Here is a 23,350-nt window from a genome sequence, read left to right as displayed (position 1 = left end):
TAGTTCCCTCGTTCAATTGTCCTCAGGTTGATTCTCGGGGTGACGGTGACGGCATTGTGTCTCTCGGTGTCCGTGTGGGGTGTCGGTCGTCGTCCGGCGTCTTCCCAGCAGCCTAACCCGGCCCGCTGGACGGACTTCGGGAAGATGCCGACGTGTCCCTCCCGGGGGCACGCAAACAGGCTGTCGTACACCCGTCGGGCCCTTCATCGGACTACACGCGGGACTACGCCTCCCGGCTGCCGGCGCGGGCCCGGGCGGGGGCGGCCGCCACCGCCGCCACCGCCCGGTCGACGTCGGCCTCGGTCGTCGTCCAGTTGCAGACCGAGACCCGCATCGCCACCCGGCCGCGCCACACCGTGCCCGACACGAACGCCTCCCCACCCGCGACCACCAGATCCGTGGTCGCGGCGGTCGTCGCGTCGTCGTCGTCCACCCGCACCAGCACCTGGTTGAGCTCGACCTCGTTGAGTACCGCGACGCCCTCCAGCGCGGCGAGGGACACGGCGAAGCGCCGCGCGTGCGCGCAGCAGCGGTCGACCAGCTCGGTCAGGCCCGACCGCCCGAGCGAGCGCAGCGCGGCGTACAGGGCGAACCCGCGGGCCCGCCGGCTGAACTCCGGCGTCCACTCCAGGGGGTCGAGCTCGCCGTCCGTGGCGTGGACGAGGTAGTCCGCCCGGGTGGACATCGCCGCCCGGTGCGCCCGATCGTCGGCGACGATCGCGATCCCGCAGTCGTAGGCCACGTTGAGCCACTTGTGCCCGTCCGTGGCCCAGGAGTCGGCAGCCGCCATCCCCGCGACCAGGTCCCGGCGCCGGGCCGACGCGGACACGGCCGCCCACAGCCCGAAGGCGCCGTCCACATGCACCCACGCCCCGTGCTCGTGGCCGATCGCGCAGATCTCCGCGAGCGGGTCGAAGGCGCCGGTGTTGATCTCGCCGGCCTGGGCCACCACGATCGCCGGGCCGGACCCGTCCGCGAGCGCCGCGCGCAGCGCGTCGGGCCGCATCCGCCCCGCCTCGTCCGCGGCCACCACTGTCAGCCGGCGGGTACCGAACCCCAGCAGGCGCAGCGCGACGTCCACCGTGGTGTGCCGGTCGGCGCCCACGAGGACGCGCACCGGTGGGGCCCCGTGCAGGCCGTCGGCCTCCACATCCCAACCGTGGCGGGCCAGCACCCGGTGCCGTGCGGCGCCCAGCGCGGTCACGTGTGCCATCTGCGTGCCGGTGGTGATCCCGACCGAGGCGGACGCGGGCAGCCCGAGCAGCTCCTTGACCCACGACCCGGCCACCGACTCGGCGGCGGCGGCCGCCGGGGCCAGGCTGGACAGGCCCGCGTTCTGGTCCCAGGCGACGGCCATCACGTCGGCGGCCAGCGCCGCGGGCACGATCCCGCCGATCACGTACCCGAAGAAGCGGGGCGACCCGGTGGCGGTGAGCCCGTCGGCCGCCGCGGCGGCGAGCGTGTCGACGACCTCGACGGGATCGCAGGGCCCGGCCGGCAGCGGCCCGCCGAGCTGGGCGCGGATCTTCTCGTATCCCGAGGCCGGGGCGACGGGGCGCTCCCGCAGGCCGTCCAGGTACCCCGCGACATGCTCGAAGGCCCGGACCGTCGCCGCCCGGACCTGCGCGGCCTGGGCCGTCGAAGTCTGCGCGCCGTTCGGGGTGTCCGTGCCGCCGGGTGTGTCCGTGCCATCCAGCGTGTCCGTGCCGTCGAGTGCGTCTGTGCCGTCGAGTCGGCCTCCCGCCACCGGTCACCCCTCCAGTCCTGGACGGTCCGCGCCGGCCGCCGAGCCGCCTGCTTCCCGTCGGCCGTTCCGGCCCGTCCGCGAGCTGTGTCCCGAGAATGCCGGACATCCGGGCCCACCCGCGCGCCGGCGTGACCCTCCCGACTGGAGGCGCGGCATCACAGCACATCGGGCCCGGCGCCGGGGGCGGGTCGGGATCACTGTGACCGCAGACACCTGGTGCGTAAGGATGCGGGTCCACTCGATACCGTTTTGGTATCCAGTGTCGATTCGGCGCCTCTTCGGAAAGGTGTTGCGCATGGAGCAGGACGAGTCGGTTGGCCCCGAGGTGGGGTCTGTGGTGCCAGGTCAGCGGGAGGTGGTCTCAGTAACGGCGGACGTCGCCGACCTCTCGGAGACGAGCACCGAGGGGCTCTCCTTCGGCCCGCTGGCGAACCCGAGGCGGCTGCGACTGGGCGTCTCGCCCTCGCTCTGACCACCGTCGGGTGATCCTCCGGAGGTCGCGGCCCGCGACCGATCCAGGAGACCGAGGCGAAACCACCGGTGCCCCGGAACGCTTCCGCGTTCCGGGGCACCGTTCGTATGAGAGCCATCCCCGGGCCTGACCCGAAGTCGGAGTCAGGCCCGAGGCGGTGGGATCAGGCTCCGGGAGCGGGGTGGGGGTCCACCCGCGGCGCGGGGCGCGTCTGGGCCAGGCCCCGGGCCGGGCGGCCCGGGCGGTGAGCGTCGCGGGCCGCCCCGGTGAAGGTCGAGCCGGCGGTGCGGGCGCCCGGCCCGCCGCGCCGGTGGCCGCCCTCACGCGGCGCGCCGTCGCGCCGGGCGGAGTCCCGGCGGCCGCCACCGTCGCGTCGGCCGTCACCACGCCGGCCGTCGCTGCGCTGGCGGCGGGCCTGGATGGTCGCCGGGTCGACCGGCGGCGCCGGCGGTCCGGCGAGCTCGGCGACGATCGGGTCGTCGGGCTGCGTCGGGACCGGCTGGGTCGGGATGCCCACGGCCCGCAGCAGCGACCGGGCCTTGCCACGCTCGGCCGGCACGGTCACCAGGACGTCGGCGCCGTCGGCCCCGGCCCGGGCGGTGCGCCCGCCGCGGTGCTGGTAGGTCTTGGCGTCCTCGGGCGGGCCCAGGTGCAGCACGAGGCCGATGCCGTCGACGTGGATGCCGCGGGCGGCGACGTCGGTGGCGACCAGAACCCGGTAGAACCCGTCGGTGAACCCGGCGAGCGCCCGGGTGCGGGCCCCCTGCGGCATGCCGCCGTGCAGGGGCTCGGCCGGTACCCCGGCCTCGGTGAGCGCCTGTGCGACGCGGTCGGCGTCGCGCTGGGTGCGCACGAACACCAGGGTGCGGCCGGCGCCGCAGGCGAGCGCGGTGACCAGCCGGAGCTGGGCGGTGCGGTCGACGGACTCCATCGCGTGCCGGGCCAGGGTCGAGACCTGCGACACCTCCGGGTCGACGGCGACGAGGACCGGCTCGGGCAGGTAGCCCCGGACGAGGACCTCGACCTCGCGGTCCAGCGTGGCGCTGAACAGCAGCCGCTGGCTGTCGGACGGGGTCATGTCCAGCAGCGCCTTGACCGCCGGGAGGAACCCGAGGTCGCACATGAAGTCGGCTTCGTCCAGGACGGTGATCTCGATCTCGTCGAGGATGCAGGCGTCGCGCTCGACCAGGTCGGTGAGCCGGCCCGGGGTGGCGACGACGAGGTGCACACCCCGGCGCAGGGCCGAGATCTGCCGGCTGATCGACGTTCCGCCGTAGACCGGGGTCATCCACAGCCCCAGCGCCCGGGTGAGCGGGGCCAGCACGTCGTTGACCTGCTGGGCCAGCTCACGGGTCGGGACGAGGATCAGCCCGCGGGGCTGACGGGGGCGGGCGGCGCCGGTGGTGGCGAGCCGGGCGAGCAGCGGCAGGCCGAACGCCAGGGTCTTGCCGGAGCCGGTGCGGGCCCGGCCGAGCACGTTCTCGCCGGCCAGCACGTCGGGCAACGTGGCGGCCTGGACCGGGAACGGCCCGTGGATGCCCTTGTCCGCGAGCGCGGAGACCAGCCGCGGGGGCAGGCCCGCCTCGGCGAAGGACTCGGCGGGCGGACGGGGGGAGCGGGTGGCGAGCGCCGGGCGCGCCGCCGGGCGCTCACCACCGCGGAACGGGGCGGGACGAGGCCCGCCGCGGCCGTGTCCGGTGGGACGGGTACGGCCGCCCCGGGAGGGACGGGCCGGACGGTGGGCGGGGGTGGGCTGGGTGCTGCGGGGCTGAGTCAGGGGATCCGCCGATCAGGTCAGGGCCGACAGAACAACGCCACGTCGGTTCCACGCGCCATGCGGCGTGGTCTACAAGCGCGGAAAGTGTTGTCCGGCGGCCAGGGGGCGGCCGGTTTTCACGCGACCGGACCCAACCGCGGTCTGAGACCGCCATGGCGCTCGCACCGACCTTCGGACATCCGGCCCGATTGGCCGGATGCCCCAGAGATCTTGTCGCCGCCCCGGGGGTGGTTGCCCTCGGTGACGCCGACATGAAGACGTTACCTCGTACCGGGCCGTGATCGGGGGGCGCGAGGTGTGTGGTTAACCATCAGGGGAGGAGGTTCTACGTCACATCTGGTCCAGTGAAGCGCCGAACTGCGGTTCGGAGTCAGTTGGACGACATTTCCTCTTTAGATGACCTTGAAGACCTCAGCATACGCCGGATTGCCCATGCCTGGCGGGCATCTGTTACTGGGGGTGCACCCGGCCCGTTCGGGTGCGCAGCGCGCCGGTGGCGGGCATCGGCACCGGTCGCCGGGTCCGGCGCCGGTGCGGGCTCACCGGGCCGAGCGGGCCCGCCGGACCAGGCTGCGCGGCCTCCCGGTCCCGGCTGGCGGCGACCGCCCAGGCCAGTAGGGCCAGCGTTCCGACGAGCGCCCCGTAGGCGCCGACGACCCGCGCGTCCTCGCCGCGGGCGCGCGCCGCCATCCAGCACACCGCCCCGACCCCGCCGACCAGCGCGGCCACCAGGACAGCCCGTAGCGCCGTCATGGCCATCCGTGGCGCCGCCACCGGCTCGGACGCGGCCGGCCCGGGTACGGGGCTCCCAGGCACCGCCACGGCCGGTGCCGCGACCGCCGGCTCGGCCACATGGCCCGACCCACCCACATGGCCCGGCTCGGCCGCCTGGTCCGGGTTGGCTGGACGTCCTTCCCGCCGCCGACGGGCCGTGCGCACCAGCGGCAGGGCGACCAGCGGACCGAGGACGACGGCCGCCACGAGCAGGTCGATCGGCGTGCTCAGATGTGGGGTCACCAGCAGCCAGCTGCCGCCGGTGAACAGAGCGAGGGGCAGGTCCGGGTCGCCGGGGGCGGCCGGGTGGCCCGGGCCGCCGCGGGTGATCGCGAGCAGCGGGGCCACCAGCAGGAGCAGATAGTGGCTCCACACGATCGGCGAGGCCACGAGTGCCGCCGCCACCACGCCGGCGAACAGCAGCCCGTCGCCGCCGGCGCGGCTCCGCCCGCGGGCCCGCCACAGACATCCGGCCAGCAGCAGGCCGGCGGCGGCGCGGGCGCCCCAGGTGGCGGCGCCGAGGCCGAGCCCGACGTTCATCAGCAGCCCGGTGAGGCTCAGCCCGTCGGGCGCCTCCTCGCGGGCGAGGACGGACAGCATGTCGGCGTAGGTGTGCGCCGCCACCGGGCTGTAGATCTCCCCGACGCCGAACAGCGCGGCCAGGGTGACGAGCGCCACCACCGTCGCGCGCGGCCGGCGGGTCAGCGCGAGCCAGAGCACGACCGGGACGAGGAAGAGCTTGCTGTACACGAGCACCGCGGTGAGGACCCCGGCCGCCACGGGGACGTCCCGCAGCCGCCACAGTGCCACCAGCCCGCAGAACAGCAGTGCGTTGAGGGTGCCCATCTGCAGCCCGGTGATGGTGCAGGACGCCGTCAGCACCAGGGCGAACGTCCACCGGCCGGCGCCGGCGAGCCGGCAGGCGGCGAGCAGGGCGACCACCGACAGCGCGATGAACAGCTCGGCGGCGCCGGGAAGGGCGGAGAGCGGGACGAACGGCAGCGACACCAGGTACGGGTAGACGAAGGCGAAACCGGAGTAGACCTCGGGTGTGCCGGGCGGGGGGTAGGGGTCGCGGCCGTCGGCGACCGCCGCGCCCGCGCGGAGAAAGACGTCGACGTCGAAGTGGGCGATCGGGGCCACGTAGCCCACCCAGATCAGGGCGAGGAGCCCGGCGATGACGAGCGGGCCCGCAGCGCCGGCCGCCGCGGCCGCGGCCACGGCCGCCGGCGGCCGGGCACGGGCCGGCCCCGTGCCGCGTTGCTCCGGTCGGCGCTCCACCCAACCCCCCGGGTCGTCGTGTGCTGCGTCGGTCATGTTCCCACCCGTCAGAGCAGCAGCTCGGTGAGCAGGTGGATGACCAGGCCGGCGAGCGCGCCGACCACCGTCCCGTTGATGCGGATGAACTGCAGGTCGCGACCGACGTGCAGCTCGATCCGCCGGGACGTGTCAGCCGGCTCCCAGCGGGCCACGGTGTCCCCGATGACGGCGGCGATGTCCTCGCGGTAGCGGCCGACGGTGCGGGCGGCGATGTCGGCGGCGGCCCGGTTCACGGTGGACGCCAGCGCCGGCTCGGTGGCGAGCCGGTTCCCGAAGGCCGCCAGCTCCTCGGTGGCCCTGGTGCGCGCGGTTCCGTCCGGGTCCGTGGTCAGGTCGAGCAGTACGCCGCGGGCGGTCGCCCAGATCGCCGACACCGCCCGGTCGGTCTCCGGGTGGGCGATGATCCGCCGCTTCAGCGCCTCCACCCGGTCGCCGAGCTCGTCGTCGGTGCGCAGGCGCTCGGCGAACGTGGTGAGGAAGGAGTCCAGCGCGCGGCGCACCCGGTGGTCGGGGTCCGTCCGCAGGTCGGCGGCGAACCGCAGCGCCTCGGCGTACGCCTTGGCGGCGACCGCCTCGTCGAGCCACCTGGGCGACCAGGCCGGCGCCTGCTCCCGGACCATCCGCACGACCGTGTCCGGGTTCTGCTTCAGCCAGTCCTCGATCTCGGTGACGAGCAGGTCGACCAGGTGATGATGCGTGCCCTCCGCGACCACCCGGTCGAGGGCCACCCCGAGCGCCCCCGCCCACCGCCGCTCCACGAGCCGGGGCAGGACGGTCTTCTCGACCAGCTCGCGGACGAGGTCGTCGCTGATGCCGGAGATCATCGAGGCCACCCGTGCCGAGATCTCGGAGGTCACGCGTTCGGCGTTCTCCCGGCGGCGCAGCCAGCCACCGACCCGGCTGGCGACCCCGAGCTGGTCCAGCTTCTCGCGGATCACCTCCTCGGCGAGGAAGTGCGTCCCGACGAAGTTCTGCAGGCCGCGGCCGAGGGCGTCCTTACGGCGCGGGATGATCGCGGTGTGCGGGATCGGCAGCCCGAGCGGGTGCCGGAACAGCGCGGTGACCGCGAACCAGTCAGCCAGCGCGCCGACCGTGCCGGCCTCGGCCGCGGACGCCACGTAGCCGACCCAGCCCGGCGCGCCGGAGGCGTCCCACCGCCAGGCGACGACGTACACGGTGACCATGAAGGCGAGCAGCCCGGTCGCGATGGTGCGCATCCGGCGCAGCCCCTGGCGCATGCGGGCCTCGCTGAACGGGTCGCCGCCGAGATCGCGTGGGGCCCCGCCCGTCGCTGTCAGTGTCATCGCCCGCCCACCGGTGTCATCCGCGCCCGCCCGCCCCTCCGCAGGACCCTGCCGGAGAGCGCGGGCCCGGGCCGGGCTCGCGCGGCGGCGCCGACCCGCTCCGGCGGGGAGACAGCAACACCCTACGGGCGCGGCCCGTCAGCCCGGCGGGCCGCGCTCGCGCGGCGATGGATGACGACGAGGTCGACCAGCGCCGTGGCGGCGATGATCCCGAGAACGACCGCCGGCACGGTTCGGCCGGCCACCGCGAGCAGGCCGCTGACGACCCCGGAGAAGACCAGGCCGAACACGGCCAGCGCCCGGCGCAGGCCGAGGGCGCTGGTGGCCGGCGCGGCACCCGTCCGCGCGTCGCCGAGCGAGCCCAGCCGGCGCCACCACGGTGTGCGCCACCAGGGTGGGGGGTGCGCGGGGCGTTCGGTGCGCTGCCGGGGCACTGGAGCGGTCACGCCCTGCGGTGTGCCCGCCCAGGCGCGGACGAACCAGGACCACCCCGCAGCAGGGGAGGTCACAGGAAAGCAATCATCAGACATAAAAAGGGTATCGAAAAGGTTTGGCAGGAAGTTGCCTGTCGGCCTGCCTGGCCCCCTCTGGTACTTCATCCCGTGATAAGGGCGTTGAGGGGTCTGTGAGCATAGGTGACGGTGCGTTCCCGCCTGTTCCCGCGATGTTCTCGCCAGCGCGGCCCGGTCGGTCGCCGGGCGGCGGCCTCGGCGTCCCGCCGCCGGAGCCCCGGTGCCGGTAGCCCGGCGTTAGCGTGCCTGCGCGGCCGCGGCGTCGCCGACCGCGTCGATGAGCAGTTTCGTCGCGGTGAAATCGACGGGGACCTCGATCACCCGGACCCCGCGCGCACCCAGCGCGGCGGCCAGGCGTTCGCGGTGGTCGGCGGCCGAGCGGAGCCCGCCCCTGCGGCCCCACACCTCGACGACCAGGCTGGCATCCAGATCCGAGGCCAGCTCGAGCAGGGTGGCGGCGGTGCCGGTCGGGGGCTGCTCGACGACCGCCACCCCCACCCGGCCCTGCCGCCATGCCAGCAGGGCACCGGCCACCGCCACACCGCCCCCGGCTGGCGCGACGCGCGCCTCTCCACCGACGGTGGGCACGGTGTGATCCACCCACAGCCCGGCGGCACCCGGCTCGGCCAGGACGATCCCGTTCGCCGGCAGTGTCTCGGCGACGTCGGCGGCGGCGCGGGCCGGGTTGAGCGGCGCGTCGTCCCGCGCGAGGAGCGAGCCGACGACCTCGGACGCCGCACCGGCCGCGGTGCCCGATTCCGTCGCCGTCGCCGTCGCCGTCGCCGTCGCCGTCGCCGCGGGCGTGGGCGCGGGCGCGGCGGCGGACACGGGAACGGGGGAGTCCAGGGGGAAACCCAGTCGCAGCCGGATCTCGGCCGTGCCACGGGCGCGGGCCGCCTCGAGCGCGGCGACCAGGGCGGCCGGTGAGGGGATCGGATCCACCCGGGTCGGGGCGGCGGCCGGGGCCCCGGGGGAGGCCCCGGCCGGCGCGGACAGCAGCGTGAGCACCTCGCCGTCCCAGGTCGCGCCAGGTCCGTGGTCCAGGGCGGCGGCTGTCGCCAGCAGTCGGGCGCAGGCCTCATCCGGGGCGGCGATCTGGTGTGGCGAGCCCGGCCCCGTCAGCGCCGCACCCGGGGACGGCCCGTCCGGCATCGTCACCAGATGACGCACCCCGACCGAGACGAGCCACTCCCCGACAGTCATGGACCGAACGCTCCTTCTCCAAACGGATGGCGGGCGTCGGTGTGATTCGGCTGCTCATGGTGGTCTGGCCGCGTCGACCCCGTTGCGCCCCGGTGTCCTGCATGTCCACGGTGGCGTGCCAGGTGGCGGCGGGGAAAGTGTTGTGACCTGCATCCACGGGGGTCGGCCGCCGCTGGTCGCGCTGCGTGGGCGGCGCCTGGCGCTGAGCGCCTGCCCGCCGCGTCGGGCGACCATATCGAGAGTGGGCGCTCGCTCAGCGTGTGCAGGGGTCGAGGAAGAGGACGCCCGGCAGTTCCCGGGACCACCACCGCTCGTCGGGCGCGTCCTCGCCGGCGCAGGCCAGCCGGACGAGCCGCGCCGGGTCCACGGCGAACACGGTCGGGCCGCCCCCGCCGCCCCCGCCGCCCGCGGCGGCGAAGGTCGTCCCGTGGGACCGGAGCCGAACGGCGGACGGCCGGTACCCGCGCAATGCCCGATCGAATGAGCCTGATCGCTCGCGCCCTGTCCGCGGTCTTGCGACCATCCCGTGCTCGGACAGCGGCTTGCGGGTTGTGCGGGTCCGCGGGTTGCGCGCGGCGGCCGGCGGGGAACGGCCTGGTCGAAGCTGCTACGCGAAAAATGTCCCTTTTGGTCAAATCCAGGGGTGCGAGGGCGGGACCCGGTCCGTCCCGGCCGGTCTCTCCGGGGCGCGTCCCACCTGGGTCTTCGCGCGGTTGTGTGCGGGATCGCCGTCGCGCGGCAGTGAGTTCGGCCGCGACAGCGACCGTCCGAGGCGCCGGCGGTGGATGGCCGCCGGGTCGCGCGGCGGGTCGGCGCAGCGCTCCGGATCGCGAACCCAAACCCGACTTCAACCCAACGGGCGGCGGATTTGCTCATCCGGGGCGCTCCGTGCCGTCAGGATGCCTCGGGCGTGCCGGCCCGCGTTCGGGTGCCGGGCATGGTGGCCCGAGCCGCGGGCGAATGGGTCACCGCGGGCCGCCGGGGCTTCCCCGTCCGCTGCTCCGTGCGTCGACGGGGATCGGTTCCCGTTTGCGAATGCGCAGGTAGTACGTCCGCTGACGGCTATCGGGACACGATCTAGACCACATCTGATGTGAGGTGCATCACCATGCCGTATGTATTCCTGTATATCAAAGGGCGTCCGACAATCGCTGGCGCCAAGGCGGGGAGCGCTTACAGCCTGTGATTCCGTGATTCCTGCCGGGAATACCCCTTCCGTGAGCCGGTTGACAAAGGCCGCCCACTCTCGCCGTCCTCATCGGTGTGCTGATGGGACGTGCTGAGGGGACTTGCAGGCAGGCTCGCTACAGTTGTCCGACGTCGGACGCTTTCAGGCGGGTGCGGGCCGGGTGTCATTCGATCGCGGTCCGCCCTTGTCGCGCGCCGTCCGTCGCGGACCAGGCATCGAATGAGCGACTCGCTCAACCCGCACACGAGGCGCCCAACCCCGGGGCGTCGGACGAGAGGACTGGATGCTCCGGAATTGGCCCATCCGCTCGAAGCTAGTGGTGATTCTCATCGTCCCGCTGGCCGCGCTGGCCGTGCTGAGCGCGATACAGGTGCGCGGGGACGTCGACAACGTCCGGGCCGCGGACCGCATCGAGGCGCTCGCCGACTTCTCGATCAAAGGTAACAACCTGGTCCACGTGCTTCAGCGGGAGCGCTATGCGACCAACTCTTACGTTGGATCGAACTTCCTCATCCCGATGCTGGGCCAGCAGGCTGTGGATGCCCGCAAGCCCGTGGACGACGCCCTCGCCGTCTACCTGGCCGACGAGCAGGCGCTGCCCGCGTCCGCGCGGGACGCCCTCGGCTCGACGCTGAGTTCCATCCGTACGCATCTCGACCAGCTCGGCGAGCACCGCAAGCAGATCGACGCGCACCAGACCGAGATCGCGTCGAACGGGGCCTTCTACAACGAGGCCGTGAACGAGCTGCTGCTGCTCAACGCGCGGATCGCGGCCGGTAGCTCGGACGCCAAGCTGGTCAACGGCGCTACCACGCTGGCCGGTATCGCCCAGGCCAAGGAACAAGCCTCCCAGCAGCGCGGCTCCGTCGCCCAGATGCTCTCCTCGCGTCAGGCCACGCCGCAGATGCTGCGTGCTCTGCTGGCCTACGCCGGTGCCGAGACCGCCTGGACCGAGCAGTTCCGCTCCACGGCGACGCCGGCCGAGCTGGAGCTGTTCACGAACACGGTCGGGCGCTCCGCCACCGGCGTCAACCAGATGCGCGAGGACGTGGTCAACACGTTCAGCGGGCAGCCGGCTTCCAACGTCACCCTCGACGCCTGGCGGACCGCCGCCGACGGCAAGATCGCGCAGATGCACGACGTCGAGGTGCGGATCGCCAACGACCTGGCCGAGACAAGCCGTGACATCGCCTCGACGGCCTCCCGGGACGCCCTGCTCGGAAGCATCGGCGTGGCGATCATTCTCGTGCTGTCGGTCGTGATCTCGCTGCTCGTCGCCAGCCCCATGATCGGCCAGCTCCGCCGGCTGCGAGGGGGCGCGCTCGACGTCGCCAACGACCGGCTGCCCAGCGTCGTCGAGCGGCTGCACCGAGGTGAGCCCGTCGACATCGCGGCGGAGTCCTTCCCGGTACCCGCGACCAGCAAGGACGAGATCGGCCAGCTGGCGGAGGCGTTCGCCACGGTGCACCAGGTGGCGGTGCGCACCGCGGTCGAGCAGGCCGCGATGCGTAAGAGCATCGGGGACACCTTCCTCAACCTCGCCCGCCGCAGCCAGGCCCTGATCCACCGCCAGCTGAAGATCATCGACGCGCTGGAGCGCAAGGAGACCGACCCGGACGAGCTCGAGGAGCTGTTCCGGCTCGACCACCTCGCGACCCGTATGCGCCGCCACGCCGAGGACCTCATCGTCCTCTCCGGCTCCAAGCCCGCCCGTGGCTGGCGCCGCCCTGTGCCGATCAAGGACGTCGTCCGCGGTGCCGTCGCCGAGGTCGAGGACTACACCCGGGTCAAGGTCCTGCCCATCACCGGTGGCGCCGTCTCCGGCCACGCCGTCGGTGACGTGATCCACATGTTCGCCGAGCTGATCGAGAACGCGACCTCCTTCTCGCCCCCGCACACCCCCGTGCAGGTCGCCGGACACCCGGTCTCCAACGGCTTCGTGGTCGAGATCGAGGACCGCGGGCTCGGGATGAACCAGGAGGAGATCGACGCGCTCAACAACCGGCTGGCGAACCCGCCGCCCTTCGACCTGTCGACCAGCGAGCGGCTGGGCCTGTTCGTGGTCAGCCGGCTCGCGGAGCGCCACGACGTCCAGGTGCGGCTGCGGCCCTCGCCGTACGGCGGCACGATGGCGATCGTCCTGCTGCCCGCGACCCTGCTGCGTGCCTCCGACGACAAGGGTGAGGACAGCGGCCCGCGCGAGTTCGCCGCGGTCGGCGCTTCGAGCGCCGGCACGCAGGGCTCGGACCTGGCCGGTTCGCTCAACGGCACCGGTGACCGGGTGAACCGGGTGAACGGGGTCGGTGGCGCCGGCTCGGAGAGCAACGGCCACTGGGCGGGGGACATCCCCGAGGACACCCTGGACGCGGCGGCGCTGTCGACGGCTGGGGCCAACGATGCCGGCACCAGCGCCGACGAGACGCTGATCGACGACCTCCCGGTCTTCGCCACGGCGCGGTCGAGCTGGTTCGTCGCGGAGAAGCCCGGTGGCAGGAACCGGACAGACGACGAGGGAGACGACGACGGTCCGGTACCGCCGCGCCGTCCGGGCGAGCTGACCGGCCCGACGCGGCGGGCCGAGCTCCCGCCGTCCCGGGACGGCGCCGGTTACCCGGACGACGCGGGGGCCGGGAGGAACACGGGCTGGTCCGACGGACGGTCCGACCCGGCGGCCTCGCTGTTCGGTCCGCCTCCGGGCGGTGGCGGCTCGCTGTTCAGCGCTCCGCCCGACACCGGTCAGTTCAGCGGCTTCGGTCCGAACGGCTTCGGTGACGGCGGCGGCTACGGTGACGCGGGCTTCGGTGACGGCGGCGGCTACGCCGGCGGCTACGCCGGCGGCTTCGGTGGCGGCGCGACCGATGCCGGCGCCAACGGCATGGCCGGCAACGGATCGGGTGGCTTCGCTGACTCGGATTACCACACCGCCGAGTTCAGCCGGTCCGGTTTCGGTACCGGCGGCGGCTTCGGGACCGATGGTGGTCCCGGGAACGACGGCGGTTTCGGGAATGGCGGCGGCCTGGGGCAGGAGACCGGCGACGGCTTCGGCTCGGCCGGCGGTTTCGGCTCGAGTGACGGTTTCGGTTCGGGTGACGGCTTCGGCTCGGCTGACTCCCAGCCCGGGGCCGGGCTGCCGTCCCGCTCCCGGACCGGGCGGGCCTCGGGCGACTACGCCCGCGCCGACTACACGCCGCCGGGCCAGCAGGGCCCGGCCGGGGACGGGACCGGCTACCGCGAGCCCCGCGCGGACCGCGGCCAGGAATTCGGCCGCCCCATGCGGGAGAACGGGTACGGCGGGGCGGAACAGGCCTACCCCGGACGCCAGGACGGCGGCATCGGCGACGGCGCCTTCCGCCGCTCGGCCCGGTCGTCGCAGCCGGGGCAGTCCACCGGTGGGGGCTCCGCCTACCCCGGGGCCAACCCGCCGCCGGCGGCGCCGCCGTTCGACACGGCAGCCGCCGCGGCGGAGGAGTCCGCCGACGACGGTCTCGACGAGCTCGGCCTGCCCAAGCGGCGGCGGCGCGCGAACCTGGCGCCGCAGCTGCGCCGGGAGAACGCGGACGCAGGCCGTTCGTCGCTCGCCGCGGGCCCTCGTTCACCCGAGGAGATCCGCAGCATGATGTCGTCCTTCCAGGCCAACTTCGGCCGTGGGATCGAGGACGGAACGGTGTCCAATGACGGAGATGATGTGAGGAAGGTAACCTGATGCGTCCGCTGGGGCCGTCGGAGAACATGAACTGGTTGCTCAACAACCTGGTCAAGAAGGTCCCCGAGGTCACCTATGTGATCGTGCTTTCTTCGGACGGTCTGCTGCTTGCGACCTCGCGTGGAATGGACCGGGCCACCGCTGACCAGCTCGCCGCGGTGGCGTCCGGATTCAACAGCCTCGCCCGGGGTGCCGGCCGGTTCTTCGGCGGCGGTAACGTTCGGCAGACCATCGTCGAGATGGAGGCGGGATTCCTGTTCGTCACCGCGGTCGGTGACGGCTCGTGCCTGGCTATTCTCAGCAGCCCGGGCGCGGATATCGGTCTCATCGCCTACGAGATGGCGCTGCTGGTGACGAGGGTGGGTGAGTTTCTGACGCCGGAGCTTCGCGCCGAAATGCAGTCGGCGCTGCCGATTTAGGACCTGTCCGAATGCACGCGCGGTGGACGCGTCACCGGCTTCCGGCCCGTTCCCCACGGACTGGAACCGGTGACGCGTCCACCGCGGGCAAATGACGATCCCAGGCAGGAGGACCGCGGTGTCAGGGGATGAGGAATGGTTCGACGACGAGGCCGGGCCGGTGGTGCGGCCCTACGCCGTCACGGGGGGGCGCACCCGTCCCAGTAACCGGACCCTGGATCTGGTGGCCCTGGTGTCCACCTCTCCGCAGGGGCGGGCCATCGCGACCACGCTGGAACCGGAGCAGCGTGCCATAGCGGTGCTCTGCCAGCGACTCCAGTCCGTCGTCGAGATCTCCGCCCGACTCAACCTCCCCGTCGGCGTGGCACGTGTGCTCGTCGGCGACATGCTCGACGCCGGGCTGGTGAGTGTGCACCGGCCCGAACGAACGTCGGACCGCCCCAGCGTGGCGATTATCGAAAAGGTGCTCAGTGGACTCCAGGCTCTCTAGGACCCGAGCGGCCGATACACCGGCGCCGCATCCGGTCAAGATCATCGTTGCCGGTGGTTTCGGAGTCGGGAAGACGACATTCGTCGGCGCCGTGAGCGAGATTCCCCCGCTCACCACCGAGGCCGCGATGACGTCCGCGAGTATCGGTGTTGACGACACCAGCGCCGTCGCGTCCAAGACGACGACGACGGTGGCCATGGACTTCGGCCGAATCACCCTGGTCGACAGCGTGATTCTCTACCTGTTCGGGACCCCCGGCCAGGACCGCTTCTGGTTCATGTGGGACGAACTCGTCCTGGGTGCGATCGGCGCGATCGTGCTCGTCGACACCCGCCGTCTCGCCGACTCGTTTCCCGCCATCGACTACTTCGAGGAACGTGACATCCCGTTCCTCATCGCCCTGAACCACTTCGAGGGCGCGCGCCGTTACCGCAGCGAGGACATCCGCGCGGCGCTGGACCTCGACCCCCGCCGGCCGATGGTGCTGTGCGACGCCCGCCAGCGGGAGTCGGTGCGCCAGTCGCTCATCGCGCTGGTCCGCCACGCCCTGGAGGTGGTCTCCGCGGAGAGCCAGCGACCGGGACTGCCGACCGGCTCACGGTGAACGACACCGCGCGTGCCGCCCCAGCGCCCGCGGGCCATCCGCTTCGACCTGGGAAGGGGATCTTGCTGGAGCTTCTCGGTCTCGACGACGTCACGCTGTCGGCCTACCGGTTGTGGCTGAGACATCCCGACATGGATGTCGACGGGGTGGCCACGGCGGTGGGGCAGGCGAACGACACAGTCCGCCGGTCACGGGACCGGCTCGTCGAGCTGTCACTGCTGTTGCCCTCCACCGAACACCCCGGCCACCTGGTTGCCGTCCACCCGGAGGCCGGTCTGGAGCATCTGCTCCAGGCTCAGCACGAGGCACTCATCCGCCGCCACGAGCGGCTTGTCCGGGCACGGGCACAGGTGAGCACGTTCGTCTCGGAGTACCTGGACAACCGGCCCGGTGGGGACGGCGCGGAGGTCGAGCACATCGACAGCGCCGACCAGGCCCGGGCCGAACTGCTCACCCTTGTCGGCCGGGCCGAGAAGGAGGTGCTCGCGCTGCATACCCGGCGCGGCCGCCCGCCGGCGTTGACCGCGGAGGTTCTCCCGGTCGAGCTGCGGGCGCTGCAGCGCGGTGTGGCGATGCGCAGCGTCCTCCCACGCACGGTCAGCACCGACGAGACGGGTGTCGGCTACGTCCGCACGGTCGCCTCGCACGGCCTGGAGGCCCGGCTCGCCGACGACCCGCGCATCGACGCGACGACCGTGGACGGCCGGGTCGGGCTGGTGCAGTTCGTGCAGCACGGCACCGACCCGCACGCGCTGATCGTGCGCTCGCCCGCGCTGGCGAACCTGGTCACCATGCTGTTCGAGCAGGTCTGGGACAGCGCCGAGCCGCTGGCCGCGGAGGCCGACGGCGACCTGGAGAGCCCTGCGGACGACCGGCCGAACGACACCGAGCGGCTGCTTTTAAGGCTGCTCAGCCTGGGTGTGAAGGACGAGGCGGCAGCCCGCCATCTCGGGGTGTCCGTCCGTACGGTGCGTCGGATGGTCGCCGACCTCATGACCCGCCTGGACGCCCGTAGCCGCTTTCAGGCCGGGACGGTCGCGGCCCGGCGGGGTTGGTTGTAACCGCGTTGTGATCAGTTGGTCGGATCGTTGGCAGTAGATGGTCAGGGCAACTTCCTGCCACCCGGAACGCCGGACAGGAGTTCCGATGGGCCGCATGATTCCGATGAGCAACCGGAATTACGTATAACTGGCGCGGACCACCACAGCAGGAACCGGCCAGGTGGCTTCGCCGACCGGCGAACGCGTGAGACCGGTCACTTGCGCGTGTCGGTGCCGAGCGCATCCGACAGGGCCGGTGCCTTCGGGTCGATCCGGCCCTTCGGCAGCGGTCGGCTGTGCTCGAACACGCGCGGCGCAGCCTGTTCATCGTGACTCCGAAAGAGGAGATCGAGTGCCGACGGAATCCGGCTCGGTTCCGAACCAACGCACGACCAGCCAGCGGACGCTGATTGTCGCCCGGATGAACCCCGAAGACGCCGGTGCGGTCGCCGACGTCTTCGCGGAGTCGGACGCCGGCGAGCTTCCACATCTCGTCGGCGTCGCCCGGCGCGACCTTTTCCGTTTCCACGGGCTGTACTTCCATCTCATCGAGAGCCGGGCGGACATCAACGGCACGCTGCCGCCGGTTCGGGAGCACCCGCTGTTCGTCGACGTGAACAGCAAGCTCGAGAAGTACATCGCGGCGTACGACCCGCAGACCTGGCGCGGCCCCCGGGACGCGATGGCCGACAGCTTCTACACCTGGGTGGCCGATCAGAGCGGTCCCTGAGCCCGCGCCCGGCCGCGCCGGCGCGGGACCAGGTTCCGCGCCGGCCCCGGGGCTCCGCCTCCGCGCGGCCGGCCGCCGCAGGACGAACGGGCCGTCCCGACCTTCGTCGCATGCGCAGCCATCCGCCCCGCGCGGCTGGTGGCCCCGCCATGCCCGCAGGCCGCCCTGCCCGAGCCCCGGACGCCGCTGTCCGGGCCGGGTCCGCGCGCCCGCGGCCGGCGGTTCCGCCGGCCGTCCGCTCCCAGCTTCCCCGAATGCAGGTCACCGTGGTTTCGGGTGCCCTGGGTTCAGGTCGCCCGGTCTCCGGAGCGCTGTCTTTCGAGTTTTCAGGCTGCCCGAGTTTCAGAGATTGATGTCACAACCGTATCCCGCGGACGCGGGAATGGTGAGAAGGGAACGCAGATGCCCCTGCAGTGGACCGCCGACGAGCTTCTCGACTTCCTCGTGGAGCAGGCCGGCCTGCCGCCGGAGGACCGTCCGGCCGAACTCGGCGTGACGTTCACCGACATCGGTCTGGACTCGCTCGCCTACCTGCAGCTCCAGGCCGAGGTACAGGAGCGGTTCGGTGTCGACCTGCCGAACGAGGCGCCGGAGGGATACACCCTCGCCGACATCCTCACCACGGTGAACAGCGCGCTCCTGCAGTCCGAGGTCGCCTGAGACTCCCAGGCCGAAACTATTTCCCTCCAGTGAGCGAACCGGAGAAACACATGAGCGGGCACACCGACAACTCGATCTTCATCGATGCCGACATCGACCTCGTCTGGTCCATGACGAACGACCTGGAGTCCTGGCCGTCGCTGTTCACCGAGTACGCCTCGGTCGAGATCCTCGAGAAGTCGGCGAACACCTTCAAGTTTCGCCTGACGATGCACCCCGACGAGAACGGGACGTCCTGGAGCTGGGTGTCCGAGCGCACCCTCGACCCGGTGAACCACAAGGTCCGGGCCTACCGGGTGGAGACGGGCCCCTTCGAGTACATGCACATCGAGTGGACGTACCTGCCCGAGGGCACCGGCACCCGGATGCGCTGGGTGCAGGACTTCAAGATGCGCCCGACGGCGCCGGTGACGACCGAGCAGATGACCGAGCGGATCAACACGAATACACCGCGCGAGCAGGCGGCCATCCGCGGCAAGGTCGAGGCGGCGGCCCGCGCCGCCGCGCCGGCGGCCGACCAGGTCCAGGTTCCCGAGCAGGTCTGAGGAGATACCGGTGAGCTTCGCAACCCCCGCACCCCTGACGGTCCCCAAGGTCCTCTCGATCCACGACGTGCCGGCGAACCGGCGCCGCGGCGGTGACATCCGCACGCTGCTGTCCCCGGCGACCGTCGGCGCCAAGTCCGGGTTCCTGGGCACCCTCACCCTGCAGCCCGAAGAAGTGGTGACCGAGCACTGGCACCCCTACTCGGAGGAGTTTCTCTACTGCGTCAGCGGCGCGGTCACCGCCCGCCTCGACGGCGAGCACACCGCGCTGCCCGCCGAGCACGGCCTGCTCATCCCGATCGGCATGCGGCACCGGATCGTGAACACCGGCGACGAGGTGGCCTTCCTCGTGTTCCACCTGAGCCCGCTCGCCCCGCGGCCCGACCTCGGGCACGTGGACACCGAGCCGCTACCCGAGCAGTCGCAGCAGTGAACAAACCCACGCAGCGGTCGCGGCCGGACGGCGCCCACGGGCCGGCGTCGCGGGATGGGGGTCCGCGCCGCACCGCGGTGACCGGGGTCGGCGTCGTCGCCCCCGGTGGCTCGAACCGCAAGGAGTTCTGGACCCTGCTCACGGACGGCCGCACCGCCACCCGCCGGCTGTCCTTCTTCGACCCGTCGCCGTTCCGGTCGCAGGTCGCGGCCGAATGCGACTTCGACCCGCTCGCCGCCGGCCTCACCCGCCAGGAGATCGCGCGCAACGACCGGTTCGTGCAGTTCGCCCTGGCCGCGGCCGCCGAGGCGGTCGCCGACAGCGGGCTGGACCTCGGCCTCGGCGTCGGCGGTGCCGAGCGTGAGCCGGGCGACGGCCCGGTCGTCGGGGTGAGCATGGGCAGCGCCGTCGGGGCGACCACCCGGCTCGAGAACGAGTACGTGGTGGTCAGCGACGGCGGGAAGCACTGGGAGGTCGACCCGCGCTACGCGAGCTCGTTCCTCTACCACGCGCTCGTGCCGAGCTGCCTGGCCACCGAGATCGCCTGCCGGTTCGGCGCGCACGGCCCGTCGTTCGTGGTCTCCACCGGGTGCACCTCCGGCATCGACGCGGTCGGATACGGCCACCAGCTCATCGTCGACGGCGAGGCGGACATCGTGATCGCCGGTGCCTCCGACGCGCCACTGTCGCCGATCTCGATCGCCTGTTTCGACGCCATCCGGGCCACCTCGGCCCGCAACGACGACCCCGAGCACGCCTCGCGGCCGTTCGACGCCAGCCGGGACGGCTTCGTGATGGGGGAGGGCAGCGCGGTGCTGATCCTCGAGGAGCTGGAGTCGGCGCGGGCCCGCGGTGCGCACATCTACTGCGAGGTCGGCGGGTACGCCTCCCGGTCGAACGCCTTCCACATGACCGGCCTGCGTCCGGACGGCGTCGAGATGGCCGAGGCCATCCGCATCGCCCTGGGCCAGGCGCGCCTCGACCCGACCGCCGTCGACTACGTCAACGCGCACGGGTCGGGGACGAAGCAGAACGACCGGCACGAGACGGCCGCCTTCAAGCGGTCGCTGGGCGCCCACGCCCACGAGGTGCCGGTCAGCTCGATCAAGTCGATGGTCGGTCACTCCCTCGGCGCGATCGGCTCCATCGAGCTCGCCGCCTGCGCCCTGGCGATCGAGCACAACGTGGTGCCGCCGACGGCGAACTGGTCGACCCGCGACCCCGAATGCGACCTGGACTACGTCCCGAACACCGCCCGCGACCACACCGTGAACGCGGCGCTGTCGGTGGGCAGCGGGTTCGGCGGCTTCCAGTCGGCGATCGTCCTGGCCTCGGCGGACCGGGCATGACCGTCCTGGACACCGCACCCGCCGGCACGGCCGGGCGGGCCGCGGGCGCGGTGCGGCCGGTCATCACCGGGCTCGGGGTCATCGCGCCCAGCGGGATCGGCCTCGACGCGTACTGGGCCTCGACGCTGCGCGGCGAGCTGCGCGTCGCGCCGATCACCCGCTTCGACGCGAGCCGCTACGACACCCGGATCGCCGGCGAGGTCCCCGACTTCGCCGCCGAGGAGTTCGTCGACCACCGCTACCTCGTGCAGACCGACCGCTGGACCTGGATGGGCATGGCCGCGTCCAAGCTGGCGCTGGCCGATGCCGCCTACGACCCGGCCGAGCACGACCCGTACGAGACGTCGGTGGTCTTCGGTAGCGGCTCGGGGGGCAACGACTTCGGCCAGCGGGAGCTGTCCCGGCTGTGGACGCGCGGGCGCACCGCGGTCAGTGTCTACCAGTCGATCGCCTGGTTCTACGCGGCGACGACCGGCCAGACCTCGATCCGGCACGGGCTCAAGGGCCCGTCGGGCGTCCTCGTCTCCGACGGCGCCGGCGGCGTCGACAGCCTCGCCCAGGCCCGGCGCACCATCCGGCGCGGCACCCCCACGGTGCTCGCCGGCGGCGCCGAGTGCGGGCTGACGCCGTACGCGCTGGCCTGCCACCTCAGCAGCGGCCGGGTCAGCTCCGCGGCGAGCCCCGCGGACGGCTACAAGCCGTTCGACGTCCGCGCCAACGGTTACCTGCCCGGTGAGGGTGGGGCGACCCTGCTCGTCGAGGACCCGGCTGCCGCGGCCCGCCGCGGCGCCCGCGTCTACGGCGAGATCGCCGGCTACGCGGCCACCCACGACGGCGCGCACCACGAGCAGGCGCCGGCGGACTCGCGCTGGCTGGCCGCGGCGATGCGCCGCGCGCTCGCCGACGCGGAGCTCACTCCCGCCGACGTCGACGTCGTGTTCGCCGACGGCGCCGGCTCACCGGACCTCGACGCGCTGGAGGCGGAGGCCATCCGGGCCGTCTTCGGCGCCGGAGCGGTGCCCGTCACCGCCCCGCAGGGGCTCATCGGACGGCTGTGCGCCGGCGGCTCCGCGCTCGCCGCGGCCACCGCGCTGCTGTCGATCCGCGACGGGGTGATCCCCGCCGTGGGCAACCTCGACGAGCCCGACCCCGCCCACGGCCTCGACCTGGTGCGCTCGCCGCGCGAGGGCCGGGTCCGGGTCGCGCTGGTCAACGCGCGCGGCCACGGCGGGTTCAACAGCTCGCTCGTCCTGCGGGCGGTCGACACCGACTGACCTGCCTCTCCGGCGCGCTGACGACGCCGTCGGCGCGCCGGGGGATCCCGGGTGGCCAAGGCCACCGGAACGTTCCGGACTCACCTTTCGAGAGGATCACTGATGTTCCCAGACCTGGCCGGCAAGCGTGCCCTGGTCACCGGCGGCACGCGCGGTATCGGCCGGGCCGTCGTGCTCGGGCTCGCCCAGGCCGGCGCCACCGTCGTGGTCGGCCACCAGCGCCAGACCGAGGACGCCGAGAGCCTGCGCCGCGAGCTCAAGGACACCGGCAACGACCACCTGCTGGTGCAGGCCGACGTCGCCGACCCGGCGCAGATCACCGAGCTGCTGTCGGCGGCCGGCACCCACCTCGGCGGCCTCGACATCGTCGTGAACAGCGTCGGGACGATCAGCCACATCCCGTACGCCGACCTGCCGCTGGACGCCTGGACGCAGGTGCTGACCACCAACCTGACCGCGACCCACCTCGTCACCCAGGGTGCGCTGCCGCTGCTCGGCGACTCCGGGACGGTCGTCAACATCGGGTCCGGTGCCGGGCTCGTCGGCGTGCCGCTGCGCGCCCACTACACGGCGGCCAAGACGGGCCTGATCGGCCTCACCCGCTCGCTGTCCAAGGAGCTCGGCTCCAAGGGCATCCGGGTGAACCTGGTCTCGCCGGGCGTCATCGAGACCGACCAGGCGGCCGGCATGCCCCCGGCGGCGCGCGCCGCGTACACCAACCGCATCCCGCTGGGCCGGCTCGGCGAGGCCAACGAGGTCGCCGCCGTCGTCCTGTTCCTCGCCAGCGACGTGTCCAGCTACGTCAACGGCGCCACCTTCACGGTCGACGGAGGAATCTGATGGGCCACCCCCAGCCGTTCCGCATCATGCTGACCATGCACATCCACCCGGGCCGCGAGCAGGAGTTCGAGCAGACCTGGCTGCGGATCGGGGACGGCGTGACCAGCCACCCGGCGAACCTCGGGCAGTGGCTGATCCGCTCCGAGGACGAGCCGAGCACGTACTACATCATCAGCGACTGGGTGGACGAGCCGAAGTTCCGCGAGTTCGAGCTGAGCCCCGGGCACCTGGAGCACCGCAAGATCCTCCACCCCCTGCGGGCCAGCGGCTCGATGGTCACCGGGACCGTGCTCACCCACCTTGTCGGCGCGGCGGCCGAGTGATCCGCCGCAAGAAGAAGGCGGATGCCCCGCCGGAGACCGACCCGCAGGAGACCGCCTCAGCGGAGTCGGCTCCAGCGGAGTCTGCCGCTGCGGAGTCGGCGACCGCGGAGCCGGCTGTGGCCGAGTCGTCCACTGGCGAGTCGGCTGTTGCCGGGTCGCCCGCGTCCAGCCCGGTCGAGGCCGAGGTCGAGGCCGAGGCCGGTGGCCGGGTGCGGGTGATGCTGTGGGCGGTCGACCCGGCCGAGGATCAGGGCGCGGTCGAACGGGCCTACCACGAGATCAGCTCCAAGCTGGTGGGCACGCCCGGCCTGCTCGGGAACCGCCTGCTGCGCTCCGCCGCCGAGCCGACGAAGTTCGCCGTCGTCAGCGAGTGGGCGAGCATGGCCGAGTTCGTGACCTGGGAACGTGGAGCGGACCACAAGCCGGCCACCTCGCCGCTGCGTCCGCTGCAGGACCCGGCGATGCGCGCGACCATCTTCACCGAGGTCGCCGCCTACGGCCCGGACGGCCCCTTCACCGAGCCGGACGGATTCTGAACCGCGGCAAATTCGAGCCGGCGAGAGTCGGCACGTTCCGGCGGGGGGGGGGGCGGCGGGGCCGCCCCCCCCCCCCCCGCCGCCGGCCCGCGGCCGCCCCCCCCGC

22 protein-coding genes are annotated in these 23,350 nt (G+C 73.0%); 15 read left to right on the top strand and 7 right to left on the bottom strand.

The genetic code is table 11. From position 1 onward, the window contains the following. Positions 1–223: 223 nt before the first annotated feature. Positions 224–1,747, bottom strand: coding sequence for an aminotransferase class V-fold PLP-dependent enzyme (locus MXD62_RS12165; RefSeq protein ID WP_248829382.1), 1,524 nt, complete (start codon positions 1,745–1,747; stop codon positions 224–226). Between the two features lie 295 nt (positions 1,748–2,042). Here MXD62_RS12165 and MXD62_RS12160 point away from each other — a divergent pair, with 295 nt between their 5' ends. Further along, positions 2,043–2,219: a hypothetical protein gene (locus MXD62_RS12160; RefSeq protein WP_248829381.1), complete on the top strand. Its 177-nt coding sequence runs from the start codon at positions 2,043–2,045 to the stop codon at positions 2,217–2,219. A 163-nt stretch (positions 2,220–2,382) separates the two neighbouring features. Here the strand turns inward: MXD62_RS12160 and MXD62_RS12155 are convergent, their stop codons facing one another. The 6 genes from MXD62_RS12155 to MXD62_RS39175 all read right to left on the bottom strand — a co-directional run bounded on the left by MXD62_RS12155 (position 2,383) and on the right by MXD62_RS39175 (position 9,485). Then, on the bottom strand, positions 2,383–3,783 hold the full coding sequence (locus MXD62_RS12155) for a DEAD/DEAH box helicase (protein ID WP_198145622.1): 1,401 nt from the start codon (positions 3,781–3,783) through the stop codon (positions 2,383–2,385). Positions 3,784–4,446: 663 nt separating this feature from the next. Then, positions 4,447–6,087, bottom strand: coding sequence for a glycosyltransferase family 87 protein (locus tag MXD62_RS12150; protein ID WP_248829380.1), 1,641 nt, complete (start codon positions 6,085–6,087; stop codon positions 4,447–4,449). An 11-nt stretch (positions 6,088–6,098) separates the two neighbouring features. Beyond that, positions 6,099–7,394: a DUF445 domain-containing protein gene (locus MXD62_RS12145; RefSeq protein ID WP_248829379.1), complete on the bottom strand. Its 1,296-nt coding sequence runs from the start codon at positions 7,392–7,394 to the stop codon at positions 6,099–6,101. Positions 7,395–7,516: 122 nt separating this feature from the next. After that, the gene (locus MXD62_RS12140; protein ID WP_248829437.1) at positions 7,517–7,840 is read right to left on the bottom strand and encodes a DUF6343 family protein; all 324 of its coding nucleotides are present in this window, start codon (positions 7,838–7,840) and stop codon (positions 7,517–7,519) included. A gap of 303 nt (positions 7,841–8,143) precedes the next feature. Next, complete coding sequence (locus MXD62_RS12135) at positions 8,144–9,109, bottom strand: hypothetical protein (RefSeq protein WP_248829378.1); 966 nt, start codon at positions 9,107–9,109, stop codon at positions 8,144–8,146. A gap of 253 nt (positions 9,110–9,362) precedes the next feature. Beyond that, positions 9,363–9,485: a hypothetical protein gene (locus tag MXD62_RS39175; protein ID WP_285224047.1), complete on the bottom strand. Its 123-nt coding sequence runs from the start codon at positions 9,483–9,485 to the stop codon at positions 9,363–9,365. Between the two features lie 1,096 nt (positions 9,486–10,581). Here MXD62_RS39175 and MXD62_RS12130 point away from each other — a divergent pair. From MXD62_RS12130 to MXD62_RS12065, 14 genes are all read left to right on the top strand, one after another. Further along, positions 10,582–14,001 (top strand): nitrate- and nitrite sensing domain-containing protein, encoded by a 3,420-nt coding sequence (locus tag MXD62_RS12130; RefSeq protein ID WP_248829377.1) that lies wholly within the window; start codon positions 10,582–10,584, stop codon positions 13,999–14,001. Beyond that, on the top strand, positions 14,001–14,420 hold the full coding sequence (locus MXD62_RS12125; RefSeq protein WP_018505681.1) for a roadblock/LC7 domain-containing protein: 420 nt from the start codon (positions 14,001–14,003) through the stop codon (positions 14,418–14,420). Before MXD62_RS12130 ends, MXD62_RS12125 begins: the two co-directional genes overlap by 1 nt. 118 nt (positions 14,421–14,538) lie before the next feature. Further along, entirely contained in the window at positions 14,539–14,910 is a 372-nt protein-coding gene (locus MXD62_RS12120; RefSeq protein ID WP_020459983.1) for a DUF742 domain-containing protein, read from the top strand. Further along, a complete protein-coding gene (locus MXD62_RS12115; RefSeq protein WP_020459984.1) occupies positions 14,891–15,514 on the top strand; it encodes an ATP/GTP-binding protein in 624 nt (207 codons plus the stop codon). Before MXD62_RS12120 ends, MXD62_RS12115 begins: the two co-directional genes overlap by 20 nt. Positions 15,515–15,576: 62 nt before the next feature. Next, a complete protein-coding gene (locus MXD62_RS12110; protein ID WP_020459985.1) occupies positions 15,577–16,575 on the top strand; it encodes a LuxR C-terminal-related transcriptional regulator in 999 nt (332 codons plus the stop codon). Positions 16,576–16,906: 331 nt separating this feature from the next. After that, entirely contained in the window at positions 16,907–17,284 is a 378-nt protein-coding gene (locus tag MXD62_RS12105; protein ID WP_018505685.1) for a TcmI family type II polyketide cyclase, read from the top strand. A 402-nt stretch (positions 17,285–17,686) separates the two neighbouring features. Continuing rightward, positions 17,687–17,944, top strand: coding sequence for an acyl carrier protein (locus MXD62_RS12100; protein WP_018505686.1), 258 nt, complete (start codon positions 17,687–17,689; stop codon positions 17,942–17,944). Between the two features lie 50 nt (positions 17,945–17,994). Beyond that, a complete protein-coding gene (locus MXD62_RS12095; protein WP_248829376.1) occupies positions 17,995–18,489 on the top strand; it encodes an SRPBCC family protein in 495 nt (164 codons plus the stop codon). 10 nt (positions 18,490–18,499) lie between these two features. Further along, positions 18,500–18,922, top strand: coding sequence for a cupin domain-containing protein (locus tag MXD62_RS12090; RefSeq protein ID WP_248829375.1), 423 nt, complete (start codon positions 18,500–18,502; stop codon positions 18,920–18,922). Continuing rightward, entirely contained in the window at positions 18,919–20,271 is a 1,353-nt protein-coding gene (locus tag MXD62_RS12085; RefSeq protein ID WP_308301240.1) for a beta-ketoacyl-[acyl-carrier-protein] synthase family protein, read from the top strand. Before MXD62_RS12090 ends, MXD62_RS12085 begins: the two co-directional genes overlap by 4 nt. Beyond that, positions 20,268–21,545: a beta-ketoacyl synthase N-terminal-like domain-containing protein gene (locus tag MXD62_RS12080; RefSeq protein ID WP_248829374.1), complete on the top strand. Its 1,278-nt coding sequence runs from the start codon at positions 20,268–20,270 to the stop codon at positions 21,543–21,545. Before MXD62_RS12085 ends, MXD62_RS12080 begins: the two co-directional genes overlap by 4 nt. Positions 21,546–21,647: 102 nt before the next feature. Beyond that, a complete protein-coding gene (locus MXD62_RS12075) occupies positions 21,648–22,385 on the top strand; it encodes an SDR family NAD(P)-dependent oxidoreductase (protein WP_248829373.1) in 738 nt (245 codons plus the stop codon). Next, positions 22,385–22,708 carry an antibiotic biosynthesis monooxygenase gene (locus MXD62_RS12070; RefSeq protein WP_018505692.1) on the top strand — a complete coding sequence of 108 codons (324 nt, stop codon included), beginning with the start codon at positions 22,385–22,387 and terminating at the stop codon, positions 22,706–22,708. The genes MXD62_RS12075 and MXD62_RS12070 overlap by 1 nt, the downstream gene beginning before the upstream one ends. Positions 22,709–22,824: 116 nt before the next feature. Next, a complete protein-coding gene (locus MXD62_RS12065) occupies positions 22,825–23,244 on the top strand; it encodes an antibiotic biosynthesis monooxygenase (RefSeq protein ID WP_248829372.1) in 420 nt (139 codons plus the stop codon). Positions 23,245–23,350 lie beyond the last annotated feature (106 nt).

Source organism: Frankia sp. Mgl5 (assembly GCF_023242985.1).
Lineage (GTDB): Bacteria > Actinomycetota > Actinomycetes > Frankiales > Frankiaceae > Parafrankia > Parafrankia soli.
This window is presented reverse-complemented; position numbering and strand designations above follow the sequence as displayed.